Source organism: Amycolatopsis sp. NBC_00355, assembly GCF_036104975.1.
Taxonomy (GTDB): domain Bacteria; phylum Actinomycetota; class Actinomycetes; order Mycobacteriales; family Pseudonocardiaceae; genus Amycolatopsis.
In genome coordinates this window covers 3,996,541-4,012,324 of sequence record NZ_CP107982.1, presented here as the reverse complement: position 1 = coordinate 4,012,324, position 15,784 = coordinate 3,996,541, and the positions used below count along the sequence as shown (strand labels likewise).

The 15,784-nt window shown below is 70.5% G+C and carries 13 protein-coding genes and 1 pseudogene; 7 read left to right on the top strand and 7 right to left on the bottom strand.

Features of this window, described 5'->3' with window-relative positions:
* Window positions 1-15: 15 nt before the first annotated feature.
* Window positions 16-924, top strand: a complete 909-nt coding sequence (locus tag OHS18_RS17505; RefSeq protein WP_328617763.1) for a TIGR01777 family oxidoreductase — start codon at window positions 16-18, stop codon at window positions 922-924.
* A gap of 77 nt (window positions 925-1,001) precedes the next feature.
* Here the strand turns inward: OHS18_RS17505 and OHS18_RS17500 are convergent, their stop codons facing one another.
* The 4 genes from OHS18_RS17500 to OHS18_RS17485 all read right to left on the bottom strand — a co-directional run bounded on the left by OHS18_RS17500 (window position 1,002) and on the right by OHS18_RS17485 (window position 6,823).
* Window positions 1,002-3,680, bottom strand: coding sequence for a glycoside hydrolase family 9 protein (locus tag OHS18_RS17500; RefSeq protein WP_328617762.1), 2,679 nt, complete (start codon window positions 3,678-3,680; stop codon window positions 1,002-1,004).
* 311 nt (window positions 3,681-3,991) lie between these two features.
* Window positions 3,992-4,747, bottom strand: coding sequence for an ATP-binding cassette domain-containing protein (locus tag OHS18_RS17495; protein ID WP_328617761.1), 756 nt, complete (start codon window positions 4,745-4,747; stop codon window positions 3,992-3,994).
* A complete protein-coding gene (locus OHS18_RS17490) occupies window positions 4,744-5,712 on the bottom strand; it encodes an ABC transporter permease (protein ID WP_328451291.1) in 969 nt (322 codons plus the stop codon). Before OHS18_RS17490 ends, OHS18_RS17495 begins: the two co-directional genes overlap by 4 nt.
* 13 nt (window positions 5,713-5,725) lie before the next feature.
* Complete coding sequence (locus OHS18_RS17485) at window positions 5,726-6,823, bottom strand: substrate-binding domain-containing protein (RefSeq protein ID WP_328617760.1); 1,098 nt, start codon at window positions 6,821-6,823, stop codon at window positions 5,726-5,728.
* A 183-nt stretch (window positions 6,824-7,006) separates the two neighbouring features.
* On the opposite strand from OHS18_RS17485, the gene OHS18_RS17480 reads away from it, so the two are divergent.
* The 4 genes and pseudogenes from OHS18_RS17480 (at window position 7,007) to OHS18_RS17465 (ending at window position 11,916) form a co-directional block, all read left to right on the top strand.
* A complete protein-coding gene (locus tag OHS18_RS17480) occupies window positions 7,007-8,329 on the top strand; it encodes an enolase C-terminal domain-like protein (RefSeq protein ID WP_442875386.1) in 1,323 nt (440 codons plus the stop codon).
* Window positions 8,330-8,375: 46 nt separating this feature from the next.
* Window positions 8,376-9,422 (top strand): sugar ABC transporter substrate-binding protein, encoded by a 1,047-nt coding sequence (locus OHS18_RS17475; RefSeq protein ID WP_328617758.1) that lies wholly within the window; start codon window positions 8,376-8,378, stop codon window positions 9,420-9,422.
* Between the two features lie 29 nt (window positions 9,423-9,451).
* Window positions 9,452-10,954: a sugar ABC transporter ATP-binding protein gene (locus OHS18_RS17470; RefSeq protein ID WP_328617757.1), complete on the top strand. Its 1,503-nt coding sequence runs from the start codon at window positions 9,452-9,454 to the stop codon at window positions 10,952-10,954.
* A pseudogene (locus OHS18_RS17465) lies at window positions 10,944-11,916 on the top strand (ABC transporter permease). The gene OHS18_RS17470 and the pseudogene OHS18_RS17465 overlap by 11 nt, the downstream one beginning before the upstream one ends.
* Before the next feature lie 5 nt (window positions 11,917-11,921).
* Here OHS18_RS17465 and OHS18_RS17460 read toward each other — a convergent pair.
* The 3 genes from OHS18_RS17460 to OHS18_RS17450 form a co-directional block, all read right to left on the bottom strand.
* A complete protein-coding gene (locus OHS18_RS17460; protein ID WP_328451303.1) occupies window positions 11,922-12,626 on the bottom strand; it encodes a FadR/GntR family transcriptional regulator in 705 nt (234 codons plus the stop codon).
* A 138-nt stretch (window positions 12,627-12,764) separates the two neighbouring features.
* Window positions 12,765-13,067 (bottom strand): hypothetical protein, encoded by a 303-nt coding sequence (locus OHS18_RS17455; protein ID WP_328617756.1) that lies wholly within the window; start codon window positions 13,065-13,067, stop codon window positions 12,765-12,767.
* 219 nt (window positions 13,068-13,286) lie between these two features.
* Window positions 13,287-13,634, bottom strand: coding sequence for a cytoplasmic protein (locus OHS18_RS17450; RefSeq protein WP_328617755.1), 348 nt, complete (start codon window positions 13,632-13,634; stop codon window positions 13,287-13,289).
* 36 nt (window positions 13,635-13,670) lie between these two features.
* Between OHS18_RS17450 and OHS18_RS17445 the strand changes: the two genes are divergently transcribed.
* The gene (locus tag OHS18_RS17445; protein ID WP_328617754.1) at window positions 13,671-14,267 is read left to right on the top strand and encodes a TetR/AcrR family transcriptional regulator; all 597 of its coding nucleotides are present in this window, start codon (window positions 13,671-13,673) and stop codon (window positions 14,265-14,267) included.
* Window positions 14,268-14,563: 296 nt separating this feature from the next.
* A complete protein-coding gene (locus OHS18_RS17440) occupies window positions 14,564-15,784 on the top strand; it encodes a metallophosphoesterase (protein WP_328617753.1) in 1,221 nt (406 codons plus the stop codon).

Here is a 15,784-nt window from a genome sequence, read left to right as displayed (position 1 = left end):
AAGGAATCCAGGACCATGAAGATCACCATCTCCGGCGCGTCCGGACTCATCGGCGGCAAGCTCGTCGCCCGCCTGCGAGCGCGCGGCGACGAGGTGACCGTGCTTTCCCGTTCCGCGAGCACCGACCCGTCGGTGGCGCGGTGGGACCCGCTCTCCGGGCCCGCCCCGGTCGACGCGCTCGCCGGCCGGGACGCCGTGATCCACCTGGCGGGCGAACCTCTCGGCCAGCGCCTGACCGACGAGGTCAAGGACCGCGTCCGACGCTCGCGCGTGTCCGGCACCCGCAACCTGGTCGAAGGCCTGCGTGCCACCGCCGAATCGGAACGGCCTCGGGCCCTCGTCTCCAGCTCGGGCGTCGCCTACTACGGTCCACGCGGCGATGAGGAGGTGACCGAGGAAGCACCGCCGGGTGACACGTTCCTCGCCCGGGTCTCCGTCGAGTGGGAGCGCGAAGCGGCCAGGGCGGCCGAGTTCGGCGTCCGGGTCGTGCGGATGCGGACCGGTGTCGTGCTCGACGCGTCGGGCGGGACGCTGAAGTCACTGCTCGCGACCTACCGTGCCGGCCTGGGCGGGCCGATCGCGGGAGGGGCGTTCGCCGTGCCGTGGATCCACCTCGACGACATCGCCGGCTTGTACGTCAAGGCGGTCGACGACGCGTCGTGGAGCGGCGCGTACAACGGCACGGCGCCCGAACCGGTCACCCAGCGGGAGTTCGCGAAGGCGCTGGGCCGGGCACTGCACCGCCCCGCCGTGGTGCCGATGCCCGGATTCGCGCTCAGGGCGGCCCTCGGCGAGATGGCGGACATGGTGACCACGGGCCAGCGCGCCGTTCCCCGCCGGGCCCTCGACGGCGGCTATGTCTACGCCTACCCGCACCTCGACGCGGCGCTGGGGGCCGCGTTGAACGTTCCAGAACGAGGTTGATGATCGCGCTGACTCGCCACGGTGACCCGTTGGCCGTCCTCGCCGGGTGGTGGTCACTGATGCGGTGGCTCGCCGGCTCAGGGTTCGGTGCCCCACGTCAGAGTTCCGGCCTGGTAAGCGGAGACGGTGGTGAGGTCGGTGAACGACGCCGCCGCGCGATAGCTGTGGTCGTCGGCCTGGTTGAACGATGACCAGTCGGCCTTGGCGAGCCGGACCTGGAGCTCGCCGGTGTTCGCGCCGGCGGCGAGGGTGCCGCCGCTGAAGCCGACCTCGATGTAGGCGTCGGCTCCCGGGCGCGGCGTACTGAGCTTCAGGACGCGCAACGTGACGTTGCCGCAGCCGACAACCGCGTAGTCGCACCAGACCTGGTAGCCCGGGTTGGTGGCGTCGCCGGTGAACCAGTAGCGCGCGGTGACGCCGTTGAGGGCGACCGGGGTGCTGCCCCGGTTGACGATCTGCAGGCCGGTGCGGATCTGGTTGTCGGTCACGCCGCTGCCGGAGCGTTGCTGCACGGCGAGCGCGCCGGTGCCGGTGTCACCGCCGGTCGTGGTGGTGACCGACACCGGGCCGCCGGCCGCGGACTGGTTGCCGGCGGCGTCCCGGGCGCGTACCGAGAACGTGTACGCGGTGGCGGGGGTGAGGCCGGTGACCCGGTAACCGGTGCCCGTGGTGCTACCGACCACCGCGCCGGCGGAATTCAGCACGTCGTACCCGGCGACGCCGACGTCATCGGTGGCGGCGGTCCAGGTGAGGCTGACACTGGTGCTGCCGGGAGTGGCGGTGACCTCCGTGGGCGCGGACGGCGCAGTGGTGTCCCCTGTGGACTGGCCGGGTTGGGTTCCCCACACCACCGCGGAGCCCTGCGTGAGCACCAGCCGCGCGTCGTCCGCGGGCGCGGTTCCGCTGGGGGCGAGACCGGTGTGCGACCAGTCGTTGGCGGGGTCCCAGGTGCCGGTGGCGGCGATCCGGAACTGCACTTCCTTGCGGTAGCGGGACTGGCCGCCGGGCGCGACCCCGCCGGAGCAGGGCACCTCGACGTAGTACACCTGGCCGGAGAACTGGTGCAGGGCAGGCGCGTCACATTGGTTGTACGCCGAGGTGACGGAGATCTGGCCGGGGGCGGTGGTGCCGTCGAGCGTGAAGTAGTAGCGCAGCGAGCCGGTGAACGTGCGCGCCGGCCAGGCCGACTTGTTCAGCACGTACGCCTTGACTTCGGTGAACGCGCCGCCGTCGGGCTGGTTGAGCGCGCCTTGGGCGAGGATTTCCGGGCCGTCCGGGGTTTCCGCCGGTGGGAAGCTCGCCAGGGGCGCGCCGCCGTACTCGGCGTAGAGGCGGGCGAGTGCGCTGGTGAAGCCCGCGTTGTAGTCGAGGGCCACCTCGTTCATCGTGTAGTTGGTGCGGTCGTCGGTGTACGCGTCGTTGGCGGAGCTGGGACCGCCGACGAGCGCGCCGTAGAGGGTGTGCCGGCTCTGCGCCGGCTCGGTGATGGAGTCGGCCCAGGAGCCGTGTGCGGTGCGGTGGTGCGGGTTGCGGGGCGGGTTGACGCCGAACCCGACTTCGTAGCTCGCGCCGCGTGGGTTGTCGCCGAGTGCGTAGTCGATCTGCCGGACGCCGAAGTCGTGGTACGTGGCGGCGCGGGTGGGATCCTTGGCCCGCAACCAGTCCGAGTAGGTGAGCGCCGCGAACGCGGTGTTCGCCGCGTACCGCAGGGAGCCCCACTGGTCGAGCAAGGCCTGGCCGCCGGGGGAGTAGGGCACGCGCTGGCCGTTGACGCCGGTGGTCCACCAGTCCAGCCAGCGGTTGGCGTCGGCGACGTACTCGGGGTCGCCGGTGAGCTGGGCGAGCAGGACGTAGGCGCCGTAGGACTTGTCGTCCCAGGCCAGCGTCCAGCGGTAGGAACGGGTGGTGGTCTGTGGTTCGGTGGACAGCTTCTCGTACTCCGTGCGCGCCTTGGTCAGGTAGGCGCTGTCGCCGGTGGCTTTGTAGAGCCAGATCGCGCCCCACGTCAGCTCGTCCTGATAACCGCTCCAGGACTTGTAGAAGTTCTGGGCGTCGGTGATGCAGTTCGAGTAGGCGCCTCGGTGGTTGTCGGCGAACGAGTACAGCTGCTTCGCGTGGGTGAGCAGGGTGGCCGCGTAGGCCGGATCGTCGGCTTGGAACACCAGCGAGCCGGCGGCCAGCTGTGCGGCGGCCTCGCCGGCGAGGTCCGAGCCGGGGCAGGAGTCGTCGATGCGGTAGGCGGGCCGCGCCATGGTCATCGTCTCGGCCGGGCCCCACCACTTGTGGTCGTCGTCGCCCTTGCCGACCTGGCCGTAGAGCACGTCGGGCTGCGGGTGCGCCTTGATCAGCCAGTCGGCGCCCCAGCGCAGGTTCGACAGCAAGGGCTGCCACTGGCCGGAACTCCGGTAGGCGGCGCGGTTCTCCAGCGCGCCCCAGGCGAGCATGGTCATGCTGGACTCGAACGGCAGCCCGAACTTGACGTGGTCGCCGGCGTCGTAGAATCCACCGGTGAGGTCCAGGCCGACGTCCTTGCCGTCGCCGAGGGCGGACGGGCCGCGCCAGGAGACCCGGTTGCCGGCGGGGAGCGCACCGGAGCGCTGAGCGTCGTAGAACCAGACGGCCTTCTGCAGTGCCTCGCCGTAGTCGAACTTCCCGGCGGCGGCGCCCGCGGAGGTGCCCGGGACCACCAGGGTCAGGCCGGATACGAGCAGCGCGACGACCGCCCGGGACATCGCCTTCACCGTTGAAGTGCGCACGCCGACTCCTCGGATCTGGGAGCGCTTCCAGAACGAAGGGTAAGGAGCTGGATCGGTTGTGTAAAGCACCGACGGCCGGCGTAAGCGGTTCGGCGGAACCGGCAAGGCTGTCCGCCGTAGTCCGGGTGGGAGGAGTCGTTGCGGTGCCGGAAGATCGCGAGTCTTCGGCTTGAGGCGCCGCCTGAGCGGGTGGCACCGGAACGGCCTCTTTCGCGGTCGCGGTTCCCCGGCTAGGGTGCCCATTTCTGGGAGCGATCCCAGGCGCCTCGAACTTCGGCGCCGCCGGTCGAGGCGCGGCAGATCCGGCCCGGCTAGTTCCCGTCGCCGAGGCGGTACTCCGCGTTCACCAGTTCGAGGAGCTCGGCCACCGACGTGTCGCCGGATCGCCGGTCGAAGGTGATCTCGCCGTGCTGCAACAGGTTCACCCGGTCGCAGACGTCCATCACCTGGCCGTAGTTGTGGGCGATGAGGATGATCGCGATGTCCCCTCGCTGCTTCAGCTCCCGCAGCAGGCGCAGGATCACCGCGCTCTCCTTGGCGCCCATCGCGGCGAGCGGCTCGTCGAGCAGCAGCAGCTTCGCGTTCGAGTACACCGACCGGGCGACCGCGATCGCCTGCCGCTGGCCGCCGGAGAGCATGCCCACTTCCGCGGTCACCGACGGGATGTTGATGCCGATCGAATCCAGCGTCTCCCGGGCGCGGCGCTTCATCTCGCGGCGTCGCAGGAACGGCAGCGGACGATGGGTCAGCTCGCGGTTCAGGTGCAGGTTCAGGTAGACGGGCAGGTCGTTGACCATCGCCAGGTCCTGGAAGACCGTTTCGATGCCCAGCGACCTCGCGTGCACCACCGACTTCAGCGTGATCGGTTCGCCCTCGAACAGGATCTTCCCGCCGTCCGGCTGGTGGTAGCCGGTGAGGATCTTGATCAGCGTCGACTTGCCGGCACCGTTGTCCCCGATGAGCCCGAGGATCTCGCCCCGCCGCACGCGCAGGGTGACGTCGGTGAGCGCGTCGACCGGGCCGAACCTCTTGCTGACGCCCTCGATCCGGATGACCTCGCCGGTCATGTCAGCTCCCGGGATCCGACGCGGTTGCGGGCGACGATCAGCGTCACGTTCAGCACCATGGCGCCGAGGATGGCAGCGCCCAGCACCAGGTTGAACGCGTTCGCGCTGACGCCGGTGAGGTTGAACCCGTCGAACACGATGCCGAGCAGCAGCGCGCCGAGGAACGCGCCGACCACCGTGCCGGAACCGCCGAGCAGCGCCGTGCCGCCGATCACGGCCGCCGCCACCGCGAAGAACATCGTGGTGAACCCGCCGTTCGTCGGGTCGTACGAGCCGACCCGGGTGCCCTGCAGGATGCCGGCGAGCCCGGCCAGGGTGCTGGTGACCGCGAAGTTGACCACCTTCACCCGGTTGACCGCGATGCCGGACTCCGCGGCACCGACCGGATTCCCGCCGGTGGCCTGGGTGTGGATGCCGAACCGGGTCGCCGAGAGCACCACCTGCATCAGTACGACCACACCGACGGCCCACAGGAACTCGCTCCAGCGCGCCCCGCCGAACACCTCGACCACCCAGCCGTCCTTCGGCGCGCCGACCGGACGGGCGTTCGAGATGATGAGAACCAGTCCCTGCAACAGGAACGCCATGCCGAGGGTGGTGATGAACGAGGGGATCGTCAGCACGGTCCGGATCAGCCCGTTCACCACGCCGATCAGCGCGCTCACCACGATCGCGCCGAGCAGCGCGAGCCACAGCGGCCAGCCGTTGACGGAGAACAGCGTCAGCAGGAACGGGGAAAGGGTGAACACGAAGCCCGCGGACAGGTCGATCTCCCCGCAGATCAGCAGCATCACCTGCCCCGCGGCGATGATCGACCACGGCGCGACGTACTGCGCGATCGTCTGGTAGTTGTCCAGGGAGTTGAACGCGTCACTGGTCACCGTGAAGTAGATCCCCGCGGCGATCGTGACCAGCAGGATGCTCAATTCCTTGACCCGCATCACGCCGAGCAGCAATGACCTCACCGGTATCGCCCCGCTACCGGCTCAGCACCGACGCCGGCGGCAACGGGATCGCACCCGGCATGGCGATCACGTCCTTGTTGTCGCCGCCTTCGAACCTGCTGCGGGCCGTCGCGTACGGGCCGACGTTCTCCTTGGTGACGAACGTGAGGCCGGTGTCGGTGACCGGCGGCGCGACCAGCGTGCCGGACAGCCGGAACAGGTAGAGGTAGAGGACCGACAGGAACCCTTGCAGGTAGGGGGACTGGTCGATGGTGAAGTCGAGCGCGCCGCCTTTGACGCCGGTGACCGTGTCGTCGAGCAGGTCGAACCCGCCGCCGCCGATCTTGCCGGCCAGGCCGCGGTCGGCGATCAGCTTCGCGCACGCGGCCGTGCTGCCGGCGTCGACGGCGTAGATCCCTTTGACCCCGGTGTTCCCGGTGTAGGCGGCGGTCATCGCGTTCAGTTCGCCCGCCTGCTCGGCCCCGGTGTTGACCGACTGGACCCGCACGCCCGGCGCGGACTGCTTGAGCGCGTCGGTGATGCCGTCGAGCCGCGGCTGGACGTTGTTGCCGCCCGGCTGGGAGATGCCGACCAGGATGTCGCCTGAGGTGACCTTCTGCCCGATGCGCTGTCCCATCCGGAAGCCCGACAGGTACAGGTCCTGGCCGACGTAGGTGAGCGGGTAGTTGCCGGCGGCGTTGGCGTTGTAGGCGATCACCGGGATGCCCTGGCCCAGCGCCCGCTTGGTCAAGTCGACGAAGGCGTTGTCGTCGGTCAGCGCGACGGCGATCCCGTCGGCCTTTCCGGTGATCGCGGTCTCCATGGCGCTCGCCATCTGGGCGACGTTGCCGTTCTCCGACCCGGTCCATTGTGGCTCCGGCACCCCGAGCAGGGCCGCGGCGTCGGCGAGCCCGGTCCGCGTCGGCACGAAGAAGGAGTTCGTGGTGACGTGGTTGACGAACACGAACCGCCACCCCGGCGTGCCCGGGAAGGGGCCGGCGTGGCCGCCGTTCTGGGCTTCCTGGACGCCGGTGCACGCCGCGAGCAGCGCGCTCGCGGTGACCGTCGCGCCGCCCGCGCCCAGGTACCTGAGCGCGGTCCTCCGGGAAGTGGTGCCGGTTCCAGCTCTCATCGTGACCCCGCATTCATCGCAGCGGCAGTGCTTCGTACGACGGTCTCTCTTGGTGCGGCAGCGACGACGGTAGCAGACGTATGATGTCTCGACTAGGTTCTCGCGGATTCGACCGCGCTTCTGGACTTTTCGACGACGAAAGCGTAGCCATACGTATGTTGTCTCCCGGTCGGTTGGTGAGAGGTGGCGGACTTGCCCGAAGTGATCAGCTCGATCGAGGCACTCGACGTCCGCTTTCCGACGTCGCTGGACCTCGACGGTTCGGACGCGATGAACCCGGAACCCGACTACTCCGCCGCGTACGTCACGATCCGCACGAGCGCGGGGGAGGAGGGGTACGGCCTCGCGTTCACCGTCGGGCGCGGCAACGACGTGCAGGTCGCCGCCGTCCGGGCGCTGGTGCCCCTGGTCGCGGGCATGCCGGTGGACGAAGTCCTCGCCGACCTCGGGGGCTTCTCGCGCCGCTTGACCGGGGACAGCCAGCTGCGGTGGCTGGGCCCGGACAAGGGCGCGATCCATATGGCCGCGGCCGCGATCGTCAACGCCGTGTGGGATCTGCGGGCCCGCCGGGAAGGCAAGCCGGTCTGGCGGCTGCTCGCCGAGCTGCCGCCGGCGGAGCTGGTCGACCTGATCGACTTCCGGTACCTGAAGGAAGCGCTTACCCGCGACGAGGCGCTGGACATCCTCCGTCGCGCGGAACCGGGCCGGGCGGCTCGCCAGGCGGAACTGCTCGCGTCGGGTTATCCGGCCTACACCACCACTCCAGGCTGGCTCGGTTACTCGCCGGAGAAGCTGGCGACGCTCGCGTCGGCGGCGGTCGCGGACGGGTTCACGCAGATCAAGCTCAAGGTCGGGGCCGATCTCGACGAGGACGTCCGGCGGCTGCGGCTGGCGCGTGAGGTCGTCGGCCCGGACGTGCGGATCGCCGTCGACGCCAACCAGGTGTGGGGTGTCGAGGAGGCCATCGCGTGGATGCGTCCGCTGGCGGAGTTCGACCCGTACTGGATCGAGGAGCCGACCTCGCCCGACGACGTGCTCGGCCACGCCGCGATCCGCCGGGCGGTGGCGCCGATCAAGGTGGCCACCGGGGAGCACACGCACAACGCGGTGATGTTCAAGCAATTGCTGCAGGCGGAGGCGATCGACATCCTCCAGCTCGACGCGAGCCGGGTCGCCGGCGTCACCGAGAACATCGCGATCCTCCTGCTGGCCGCGAAGTTCGGCGTGCCGGTGTGCCCGCACGCCGGCGGGGTCGGGCTCTGCGAGATGGTGCAGCACCTCGCGATGTTCGACTTCGTCGCGGTCAGCGGGACCCGGGCCGACCGGGTCATCGAATACGTGGATCACCTGCACGAGCACTTCGTCGACCCGGTGCGGGTCGAGCGGGGGCGGTACCTGGCGCCGGACCGGCCGGGCCTCGGCGCCCGCCTGCACCTCGAATCCGTGGCGCGCTACCGGTATCCGGACGGTCCGGCCTGGCGCGCCGAGGCGGTGGTGGTCGCGTGACCACCGGCCCGCGATTGTTTTCGTAGCCTGTCAACGAGGAGAGGTCATGAAGATCCGCTACCTGTGCTCGGCCGTCGTCGTCGCCGCCGGCCTGCTCGCCGGCTGCAGCGGCGGGGGCACCAACGCCTCCGGCGGCACCGTCGTCGGCGTGGACTACCCTCGCTCGGACACCGACTTCTGGAACGCCTACATCAAGTACGTGCCCCAGTTCGCCGGCCAGGACGGCTTCGAGCTCAAGACCACGAACTCGCAGAACGACGTCGCCACCCTGACCGCCAACGTGCAGACGATGATCAGCCAGGGCGTCAAGGGCGTCGTCATGGCCCCGCAGGACACCGCGGCGATCATCCCGACGCTGCAGCAGCTGGCCGGGAAGAAGATCCCGGTCGTGTCCGTCGACACCCGCCCCGACCAGGGCGAGGTCTACATGGTCGTGCGGGCGGACAACCGTGCCTACGGCGAGAAGGCGTGCCGGTTCCTCGGCACGAAGCTCGGCGGCGCGGGGAAGGTCGTAATGCTGCAGGGCGACCTCGCGTCGATCAACGGCCGGGACCGCACTGAGGCCTTCAACGACTGCATGAAGCAGAACTTCCCCGGGATCACGGTCTTCGGTGAGGCCACCAACTGGGACGCCAACACCGCGGCGCAGAAACTCCAGACCCGGCTGACCGCGAACCCGGACATCAAGGGCGTCTACATGCAGTCCAGCTTCGCTCTCGCGGGGACGTTGCAGCTGCTGAAGCAACGCGGTCTGCTCGTGCCGGCGACCGACCCGAAGCACGTGTTCATCGTGTCCAACGACGGGATCCCGGAGGAGCTCGCGAAGATCCGCGCCGGTGAGATGGACGCGACCGTCTCCCAGCCCGCCGACCTGTTCGCCAAGTACGCGCTGCAGTACGTCAAGGACGCGATCGCCGGCAAGAAGCCGGTGCCGGGCAAAACCGACCACGACAGCACCATCGTGGCCGTCCGCGACGGCCTGATGGAGGACCAGCTGGCCGCGCCCCTGGTCACCGCGGACGGTGCCACCTTCGGTCCGGTCGCGAGCGTCAAGGTCGACGACAAGTCCCTGTGGGGCAACAGCAAGAGCTGACCGTGACCGGCTTCGGAGAGGAGGTGGACATGAGTACCGTGCCGATCGTCGAAGCGCGGCAGGTGGTCAAGCGCTACGGCGCCACCGTCGCCCTGGACCACGCCGACCTCACCGTCCTACCGGGACAGACGCACGCACTCGTCGGCCGCAACGGCGCGGGCAAGTCGACGCTCGTCTCCGTCCTCACCGGCCTGACCGGGCCGGATTCCGGCTCGCTGAAGATGAACGGCGAGCCCGCGCCGGGACTGTCCGATCGGGACGCCTGGCGGTCGCTGGTCGCCTGCGTGTACCAGCGTTCGACGATCATCCCCGACCTGTCGGTGGCGGAGAACCTGTTCCTGAACCGGCAGGAGACGGTGCGCGGATTCGTCCGCTGGTCCGCGGTGCGCCGGGCGGCCACCCAGCTGCTCGAACGCTGGTCGGTCGACGTCGACGTCCGCCGGCCCGCGGGTGAGCTCGGGGTCGAGCAGCGGCAGTTCGTCGAGATCGCCCGAGCGCTGTCCTTCGGCGCGCGGTTCGTCATCCTCGACGAGCCGACCGCGCAGCTGGACGGCGGCGCCATCACCCGGCTGTTCGGGCACATAGCCGACCTGCAGCGCCACGGCGTGACGTTCCTGTTCATCAGCCACCACCTGCAGGAGGTCTACGAGATCTGCGACACGGTCACGGTCTTCCGCGACGCCCGCCACGTCCTGACCGCGCCCGTCGCCGAACTGCCGAAGGCCGGCCTCGTCGCGGCGATGACGGGGGAGAACGCCGTCGTGGCCGAAGAACGCCCTTCCTCGGCCCGGCTCGGTGTGCCGCCGGTGCTCCGGGTGCGCGGGCTGAGCCTCGCCCCCACGTACGAGGACGTCTCCTTCGACGTCGCGCCGGGGGAGATCGTCGGCCTGGCCGGGGCCGGCGGCAGCGGCAAGACCGAGGTCGCCGAAACGCTGACCGGGCTGCGGGCGGCCGGCTCGGGAACCATCCTCGTCGGGGAACACCGTCCTCGCCCCGGCGACGTCCCGGCGGCACTCGCCGCCGGGCTCGGCTTCGTCCCGGAAGACCGCCACCACCAGGGACTCGTGCCCGAGATGTCGGTCGCGGACAACACCACCCTGTCGGTCATGGACCGGCTCGGTCCCGGCATCTTCGTCCGGGCCGCCCTGCGTGACCGGCTGGCCGGAGCGCTGATCGACCGGCTGGAGGTGAAGACGCCCGGTCCGGAGCTCGCGGTGTCGGCGCTCTCCGGCGGCAACCAGCAGAAGGTCGTCATGGCCCGGGCGCTGGCCGGCGATCCGCGGGTGCTCGTGCTGATCACCCCGACCGCGGGAGTGGACGTGCGGTCGAAGGAGTTCCTGCTCGGCAAGGTGGCCGAAGCCGCCGCCGGGGGCACCGCGGTGGTGATCGCCTCGGACGAGCTGGACGACCTGCGCCTCTGCGACCGCGTGCTCGTGCTGGTCCGCGGCCGGCTCACCACCGAAATCCCCGCCGGCCGGCCGGACCGCGAGGTCGTGGCCGCCATGGAAGGAGTCGACCTCGATGCCGGATAGCCCTGCCACCGTGGCGGCCGAGGCACGGACCGAGCCCGCTGCCGCCCGGCCGCCGCGGCGGATCGCCCTCGCCCGCGTGCGCGACTTCGCGCTGGTACCCGGGATCGTCGCGATCGCCGTGGTCGGCCAGCTGGTGAACCCCGTGTTCCTCCAGTACGACAACGTGATCAACATCCTGCAGACCATGTCGGAGATCGCCCTGCTGGTGCTGGCCCAGACGCTGGTCCTGGTCGTCGGCAAGATGGACCTGTCGCTGGAGTCCACGTTCGGCCTGGCGCCCGGGGTGGCGGCCTGGCTGACGATCGACGGCGGCCATTCGCTCGGCCTCCTGCCCGCGTGGACGGCGGTGCCGGCGGTGCTCGCGGTCGGGGTGCTGGTGGGCGCGCTCAACGCCCTGCTGATCGTCCGGTTCGGGCTGAGCGGGTTCGTGGTCACCCTCGGCATGCTGATCGTGCTGCGTGGCCTGCTGACCGGGATCTCCGGCGGCCAGACGTTCTTCGGCATGCCCGAGGCGATGCTCTACCTCGGCACCACGCTGTGGGCCGGGATCCCGGCGTCCATCTGGATCTGCGTGCTGCTGCATGATCGGCGGCAACGAAGACGCGGCGAAGGCGGCGGGCATCCGGACCGACCGCGTCGTGTGGATCGTCCTGATCGGGGCGAGCGTGCTGGCCGCGCTCGGCGGCCTGCTGCTCTCGGGCCGGCTCGCGTCCGTGGCGGCGGGGCAGGGCAACGGCTACATCTTCACCGTCTTCGCCGCGGCGGTGATCGGCGGGGTCAGCCTGAACGGTGGCCGCGGCACGCTTTTCGGGGCCTTCACGGGGATCCTGCTGCTGTACATGATCCAGAACGTGCTCACGCTGGCCGGGGTGCCCGCGCAGTGGATCGGGGCGCTCAACGGCACGATCATCCTGGTCGCGCTGGTGATGTCCCGGATCACCAGCGGCAAGCGGCAGAGCTGAGCCCGTTACTGCTCGCCGAGGGTCCGCAGCTCGGCCAGGTGGTCGCGCAGCCAGCGCTCGGACGTGTCCACGTGCATCAGCGCGGCCGCGGTGGCCACGGCGGGGTCACGGCCGGCCAGTGCGTCGTAGATCGCCTTGTGCTGCGCCAGGGTCACGTGTGTGACGCCCCGGTCGACGGTGCCGCGCCAGATCCTCGCCCGCAGCGTGCGCGAGGAGATGCCGTCCAGCAACGCGGTCAGGGTCTCGTTGCCCGACGCGGTGACCACCGCGCGATGGAAGGCGGCGTCGAGCACCGTCAGGCGCTCGACGTCCTCGACCGCCTCCTGCATCGCGTCGAGCAGTTCGGCGACGGTGCGGAGCTGGGCGTCGGTGATCCTGGTGGCGGCGACGCCGGTCGCGGCGGGCTCCAGGAGGCGGCGCACCTCGGTCAGCTCGAGCACGCTGCCTTCCATGAGCGACACCGCGGTGCCCAGGCCCTCCAGCAGCAGGCTGGGCGCGAGGCTGGTGACGTACGTGCCGTCACCACGCCGGACTTCGAGGACCCGGGCCAGCTCCAGCGCCTTCACGGCTTCCCGCGTGGGGCTGCGGGAGATGCCGAGTTCGGTGGCCAGTTCGTGCTCGGCCGGCAGCCGGGAGCCCGCGGGGAACCGCCCGGACCGGACGAACTCCCGGATCCGGTCGATCGCGTCGTCGGTCAGGGACCTCGCCATGGTGCTCCTCGGGCAGTGAACTGCCTGAGATCCTAGCAGTCATATGATGAATGTTACGAAAGCGGTGAGTTTTTCGCTTGATTCGACGGGTTCAATGCGACTAGCTCGCTCTCGGTTGCCGAGACATGTGATGTTCTGTCAACGCGCGCTGCGGCGATCCACTCGCGGGAGTGCCGCGGCCTTGTCCGGGTCTGTAGCTTCATGCCGGCCGACTTGGCCGGCCACCGCGCGGCTTTGCTTCCCGGTCATGGCGGCGATGCGGTCGGCCGCGCGTTCGGCGAGTTCCCGGGCCTGCGGGGAGTCCGCGGCCAGTCCGGCTTGCTGGGCTGCTCGCGCTTCGAGCAGGAGCTTGCGGTGGGTTTCGGCGCGGGCCGGCATGTCCGGCGTGGTGATGAGCTTGCCCTGCTGGGTGCTGAAGGCGCGGTGGTGGAAGTCTTGCATCGCGTCCGGAAGTCCTTGTCCTGGACGAGGTCGGTCAGCGCGATCCACGCTTCGAGCTGCTCGGTCGACGGCTCTTCGGGCAGGTGCGGCCGTCGCGACACGAGCTTGTGGAGCAGGTTCACCTGCGGGCGCTCGGTGATGAGCGCGTGAACGTCCTGGACGTCACCTCGATCCGATCGTGTGGTGTGGATTTCGCTCATCGGATCGGAAGGTGCGTCCTCATGGTTCGGCGGGCCCCAAGGCGGTGGTCGGGACGAAGCCGTCGGGACGAGGCTCCTTCAGCTCGATGAACACCGAGTGCGTCGGGGTGTCACCCACGTTCTCGCCCGAATGTTCCTGTTCGTCGAGCCACCGGACGGCGCCTGCCGGCAGCTCGACGCCGACTTCCCGGCCGCCGGCGCGGATCCGGCGCCGGAACGAGCTGAGCGTGACCATCACGCTGTCCGGGTGCCGGTGCGGCGCGGTCCGATCGCCTGGCCCGTCGAGGTACTCGAGCACCCGGACCCGTTCGTTTTCGAAGGCGACTCGATACAGCTCGGGGTTCGTGTCCGTGGGGTCGTCGGCCATGACTGCCTCCTTGTGGCACTGAAGTACCATGATGGCATGGACGTACCATATGAGTCCACCGGCCGTCGGCGGCAGAAAGGCCGGACCCGGGCCGCGCTGGTGGCGGCCGCGCACGAGTTGCTCGCGGCGGGAGAGTCGCCGGCCGTCGAGGACGCCGCCGCCATCGCGGGCATCTCGCGGACCACGGCGTACCGCTACTTCCCGAACCAGCGCGCCCTGCTGCTCGCCGCCTATCCGGAAATCGAGGACGGCGTCGGGTTGCTGCCGGTCGACGCGCCGGCCGACGCGGAGCCGCGCCTCGAGCTGGTCATGCGCTCGTTCCTGGATTTCGTGGTGCGCTGGGAGCCGCAGCTGCGAGCGCAGCTGCGACTGTCCCTGGAGCCGGGAGCGGCTCAGCCGATCCTGCGTGGCGGCCGGGCGATCCGCTGGATCGAGGAGGCGCTGGCGCCGCTGGCCGAAACCCATCCGCACGTCGACATCCGCGAAACCGCCGTCGCGATCCGGTCCGCGACCGGCATCGAGTCGCTGGTGTGGCTCACCGACATCGGCGGGCTCGACCGCGCACGCGCCGCCGGGATCCTGGCCGGTTCCGCGCGAGCGATCCTCCGAGCGGCCCTCGAGCCCACGGACTGAACGGCATCGCAAGCGTGAGGTCCGCGGCGCTGCCTACAGCCGGGCTCCCATGATCGTGACAACGTTCGTCGAAGGGTTCGGCTTCGCCGGCAAGACCGTTCATCCGCCCCCGCCTATGCGATGAGCGGGCTGGGAACCACCGGCGGGACTACGCTGCCTCTTGTCCCGGCGCGACGCCGGGGGAGGGCTTCGCCGCGCGCGGCGAGGACGTCGCCGACGCGGAGCCCGCGATCGCGGAGTGGCTGCGCCGCATCGGTTTGCCCGCCCGCTGACCCACCACAGGAGACCGGCACCGCATGATCGTCCTCTTCCTGCTGATCGCCGCCGTCTTCGTGGGCCTGCACTGGTACGTGTGGCGACGTCTCGTGCGCGACACCACCGCCCGCGGCTCGGCGCCGCGGCGGATCGGCACCGTCGCGCTCGTGGTCCTTCCGGGGCTGACGCTGCTCGCTGTCCGAGACGACCTGCCGGGAATCCCCTTCCGGCTGGAAGGCGTCGTCGACTGGCCGGGCTTCCTGTGGCTGGCCGTGTTCCTGTACGTGGTCCTTGCTCTGGTGGCGGGGGAGGCCGTGCGCCCCCTGCTGCTCCGGGCCCTGGCCCGGCGTGACGTCAAGCGGGCTGAACCGGTCACGGCGCCGCCGCGGACCGGAGCCGCACCGGCGCCGGCGGACGACGCCCCGGCACCGGCGTTGCTGGCGCGTCGGGTCTTCGTCTCGCGCGTGGTGGGTGGGAGCGCCGCGGCCGTGGCGCTGGGCACCGTCGGCTACGGCACCGCCGGCCTGCTGCGCGGACCCCAGATCAAGCGGCTCACCGTGCCCCTGGCGAAGCTCCCCCGCAGTGCGCACGGCTTCCGCATCGCGGTGGTCAGCGACATCCACCTCAGCCCGCTGCTGGGCCGCGACTTCGCCCAGCACGTCGTCGACACGATCAACAGCACCCAGCCCGACCTGATCGCCGTGGTCGGGGACCTGGTCGACGGCAGCGTCGAAAATCTGAGCACGGCGGTGGCACCGCTCGCCCAGCTGCGCGCCCGGCACGGCAGTTACTTCGTGACCGGCAACCACGAGTACTTCCACGACGCCCGGCGCTGGGTCGGCGTGGTCCGCGACCTCGGCCTGCACCCGCTGGAGAACGCCCGGACGGAGCTGCCCGGCTTCGACCTGGCCGGCGTCAACGACGTCCGCGGCGAGAGCGAGGGCCAGGGCCCGGACTTCGCCCGCGCGCTGGGCGACCGCGACCCCGCACGCGCCAGCGTGCTGCTGGCCCACCAGCCGATCGTCATCGACGAGGCCGTGCGCCACGGCGTGGACCTGCAGCTGTCCGGCCACACCCACGGCGGGCAGCTCTGGCCCGGCAACCTGCTGTTCGGCCTGACCAACCCCACCGTCGCCGGTCTCGACCGCTACGGCGACACCCAGCTCTACGTCAGCCGCGGCGCCGGTGCGTGGGGGCCGCCGGTCCGGGTGGGCGCGCCGTCCGACATCACCGTCATCGAGCTGGCCTCCGGGCAGGCGTGA

Excerpts from the sequence above, each read along its gene's own strand:
- OHS18_RS17450 (WP_328617755.1), bottom strand. The coding sequence starts at position 13,634 with ATGGCCGACGACCCCACGGACACGAACCCCGAGCTGTATCGAGTCGCC.
- OHS18_RS17445 (WP_328617754.1), top strand. The coding sequence starts at position 13,671 with ATGGACGTACCATATGAGTCCACCGGCCGTCGGCGGCAGAAAGGCCGG.
- OHS18_RS17460 (WP_328451303.1), bottom strand. The coding sequence starts at position 12,626 with ATGGCGAGGTCCCTGACCGACGACGCGATCGACCGGATCCGGGAGTTC.
- OHS18_RS17485 (WP_328617760.1), bottom strand. The coding sequence starts at position 6,823 with ATGAGAGCTGGAACCGGCACCACTTCCCGGAGGACCGCGCTCAGGTAC.
- OHS18_RS17505 (WP_328617763.1), top strand. The coding sequence starts at position 16 with ATGAAGATCACCATCTCCGGCGCGTCCGGACTCATCGGCGGCAAGCTC.
- OHS18_RS17455 (WP_328617756.1), bottom strand. The coding sequence starts at position 13,067 with ATGCAAGACTTCCACCACCGCGCCTTCAGCACCCAGCAGGGCAAGCTC.
- OHS18_RS17440 (WP_328617753.1), top strand. The coding sequence starts at position 14,564 with ATGATCGTCCTCTTCCTGCTGATCGCCGCCGTCTTCGTGGGCCTGCAC.
- OHS18_RS17475 (WP_328617758.1), top strand. The coding sequence starts at position 8,376 with ATGAAGATCCGCTACCTGTGCTCGGCCGTCGTCGTCGCCGCCGGCCTG.
- OHS18_RS17470 (WP_328617757.1), top strand. The coding sequence starts at position 9,452 with ATGAGTACCGTGCCGATCGTCGAAGCGCGGCAGGTGGTCAAGCGCTAC.
- OHS18_RS17495 (WP_328617761.1), bottom strand. The coding sequence starts at position 4,747 with ATGACCGGCGAGGTCATCCGGATCGAGGGCGTCAGCAAGAGGTTCGGC.